Genomic DNA, 2,897 nt, shown 5'->3' with positions numbered 1-2,897 from the left:
GATCGAGATAACGCTCTAAAAAAATCCCCCCCTGACTAAAATTTTGCCTGCTCGATCGATCGACTCGATCGAAAGCTGCTGCTAAACTAGCGGCATCCCGACAGATTTCCATGCCAATTCCGCCACCGCCAGCCGTACTTTTGAGCATGACAGGATAGCCAATCTGCGCCGCGATCGTTTCTGCTTGAGATTGACTCTCAAGTAAATCGCTACCCAGCAACATCGGAATGCCATTCTCAGCCGCGATCGATCGGGCGGTATGTTTGAGTCCAAATTGTTGAATTTGGGCTGGTGTCGGGCCGATAAAAGCAATCCCCGCAGCTTCACAAGCCGTCGCAAAGTCGGCATTTTCGCTCAAGAAACCATAGCCGGGATGGATGGCACGAACGTGATTTTCTTGGGCGATTTGTAAAATGCGATCGGCTTGTAAATAACTTTCAGCGGCGGTGGCTTTGCCAATACAGAAAGATTCGGTTGCCATATTTACATGCGGCGCATGTCGATCGATCTCTGAGTAGATCGCGATCGATTCGATATTTAATCGATCTAATGTACGGATGATTCTACAGGCAATTTCGCCGCGATTGGCAATCAGGATTCGATCGAGCATAATGATAGTTATATCAAAAAAGTACATTCAATTAATTGAGAAACTCTGGAATGGGTGAGGTCGCACAAAGATTATTAAAGTTTCTCGAATGGGCATCTTCTGAAAAAGTCGAGCACGATCCAGAATGGCCATCTCCTTGTGAAATTCTGCCTCCCGACAATAATGGGATGATTACTTGGCAGCCAGTGGCGATGAACCCACCACCTAAATTTGAAGGTATTTTACTGCATCCATCACTCAAAGAGTTCTATGGCAGTTTCTGGGGTGGCACCCTTGAGGCTGAGTATTCAGGTGAATCTGTGTTGTTGAGAGTTGCCTGGAATGATGAAGACTTCAATCGCATTACCCAGATTATTAATGAACACGTTTCTGTTAATATGCCGATATTTGTCGCAAATACTGATTCAGAATTATATTTTGGAGTCGATAATATCACAGGAGAAGTATGGTTGTGCGAACCAGGGTATCCTCCAATCCGACAAGTATCTCAATCATTAGCAGAGTTTCTAACGGCAATTAGTTAGCTCTCGATCGATAAAAATTCGATCTGGTTCCAAAATATCATATTCCATTAGTTTCACTCCCATAATAGTTGCGTTAAAATTGAGCCACCAGCATTCGATCGATCTTTAAGCTATGGCAGATAGTATTAGCTCACCTCACCCTTCACTCGGCTCGCTGCTGCATGAAATTGAAGCAACGCCACCAGAGTATTGGACAGATTTATTGGACACCTTGCGTCAGTTTCGACAGAATATACCATCAGCTACCTTACCGATAGTTAATGCCGAGCAAGCACAGAAGAATCAAGCCGCGATCGATCTTTTGAATTCTTGGCTTGATGACAATGAAGACGCTGCCGAACATCAGCAAACTTGGGACTTTTTAAAAACTGCCCTCGATGAAGATCGTTTATCCGATCGTCCCTTGTTCCCATGAGTCGCCCGATCGTATTAGATTCTGGCCCACTGGGAATGGTCACAAACCCCAAAGCAAAAGGTGTGCCGCTTGATTGTCAATTCTGGCTAAAGACGCTCTTGCGACGAGGAGAAAGGGTTGCTATTCCCGAAATCGCCGATTATGAGGTGCGCCGAGAACTGCTCCGTGCAGGCTTGTTACGCAGTTTGCATCGTCTAGACAATTTGAAGCAAACGCTCGAATATATTCCGATTCAGACAGAGACAATGTTGCTAGCTGCAAGCCTTTGGGCAGAAGCCAGACAAACCGGACAACCCACAGCAGATGCAAAGGCATTGGATGGTGATGTTATTTTGTCTGCTCAAGTACGTTTGCTCTGTGATGACAATACAGAAGCGATTGTTGCAACTACTAACCTAGCTCATCTGAGTCGATTCATTAATGCGTTTAATTGGCAATCCATTGACTAAGATCGATCTAGCTGTAGGTTGGATTGAGGCACAAAACCCAACATCCACAAATATTACTTGTTAAGATCGTTGGGTTTCACGTTCGTTCTACCCAACCTACGCATGGTTTTGGTTATCCCAAATTACCAACCGAATTGGCGTAGGATTGTAGGCATTACAGGGGTTATTTACCTGGGGACAATTAGAGATTAATACCATCACATCCATCTCGGCTTGTAGCTCGACAATCTTCCCTGCTTCAGAAATACCATCGACAATTTCCAAACTGCCATCGGCACTGACAGGTACATTCATATAGAAGTTAATATTACTCACCAAATCTCGCTTGTTCATCTCATACTTGCTCAATTCTAGTAAGTAATTTTCCACACAAGCGTGGAGATGCTTCTTGTGCAAGCCATAGCGAACCGAATTACTCTCCATACTGCACGCACCGCCGACGGTATCGTGACGACCGCAGGTGTCATTAATTACGGTCATCATCACATTCCCTTCATTGGAAATAATCTTTGTACCAGTAGTAATAAAAATATTGCCCTGACGGACGATCGTATCGGGGGCACTATATCGCTCGGATGGATCGTGGGCATTATACATTAGCGTATCGACTGCTTGATTGCCTTGGAGATCGATAATGCGAAGAATTTGACCAGATTTAACTACTCGCGACCACGGTTGACGCGCGGGAATTACTTCATCGTAAATAGCATTTGCCGGATCGAGTGTGGGATTAGAAATTGTAGAAATCATGTTTATTTTATTAGGGTAATGATGTTAATGGATGTGAGAGCGATCGATTTCTCTTAGTCACTGCTTAGATCTTTACCCCCCCAACCCCCCCTTATAAAGGGGGGGCTTTTTTGTCTTGCTCCCTCCCCTTTATAAGGGGAGGGCTGGGG

Annotated in this window: 5 protein-coding genes; 3 read left to right on the top strand and 2 right to left on the bottom strand. The window is 44.8% G+C overall.

Annotated features, from left to right (window positions below):
- The coding region (locus C7B77_RS27335) for a biotin carboxylase N-terminal domain-containing protein (protein WP_281261396.1) at positions 1 to 610 on the bottom strand (610 nt) is incomplete at its 3' end.
- A gap of 50 nt (positions 611 to 660) precedes the next feature.
- Between C7B77_RS27335 and C7B77_RS27330 the strand changes: the two genes are divergently transcribed.
- From C7B77_RS27330 to C7B77_RS27320, 3 genes are all read left to right on the top strand, one after another.
- Positions 661 to 1,134 carry a SecY-interacting protein Syd gene (locus C7B77_RS27330; RefSeq protein WP_106312467.1) on the top strand — a complete coding sequence of 158 codons (474 nt, stop codon included), beginning with the start codon at positions 661 to 663 and terminating at the stop codon, positions 1,132 to 1,134.
- Between the two features lie 112 nt (positions 1,135 to 1,246).
- Positions 1,247 to 1,549 (top strand): hypothetical protein, encoded by a 303-nt coding sequence (locus C7B77_RS27325; RefSeq protein WP_245894481.1) that lies wholly within the window; start codon positions 1,247 to 1,249, stop codon positions 1,547 to 1,549.
- Complete coding sequence (locus C7B77_RS27320) at positions 1,546 to 1,998, top strand: PIN domain-containing protein (protein ID WP_106312464.1); 453 nt, start codon at positions 1,546 to 1,548, stop codon at positions 1,996 to 1,998. The genes C7B77_RS27325 and C7B77_RS27320 overlap by 4 nt, the downstream gene beginning before the upstream one ends.
- A gap of 96 nt (positions 1,999 to 2,094) precedes the next feature.
- Here C7B77_RS27320 and C7B77_RS27315 read toward each other — a convergent pair whose 3' ends face one another.
- Positions 2,095 to 2,748 carry an urea amidolyase associated protein UAAP2 gene (locus C7B77_RS27315; protein WP_106312461.1) on the bottom strand — a complete coding sequence of 218 codons (654 nt, stop codon included), beginning with the start codon at positions 2,746 to 2,748 and terminating at the stop codon, positions 2,095 to 2,097.
- Positions 2,749 to 2,897 lie beyond the last annotated feature (149 nt).

Origin of the sequence: Chamaesiphon polymorphus CCALA 037, assembly GCF_003003845.1 — a bacterium.
Taxonomy (GTDB): Bacteria; Cyanobacteriota; Cyanobacteriia; order Cyanobacteriales; family Chamaesiphonaceae; genus Chamaesiphon; species Chamaesiphon polymorphus.
The sequence above is the reverse complement of the archived record's forward strand: the minus strand, read 5'-3'. Positions and strand labels throughout refer to the sequence as shown.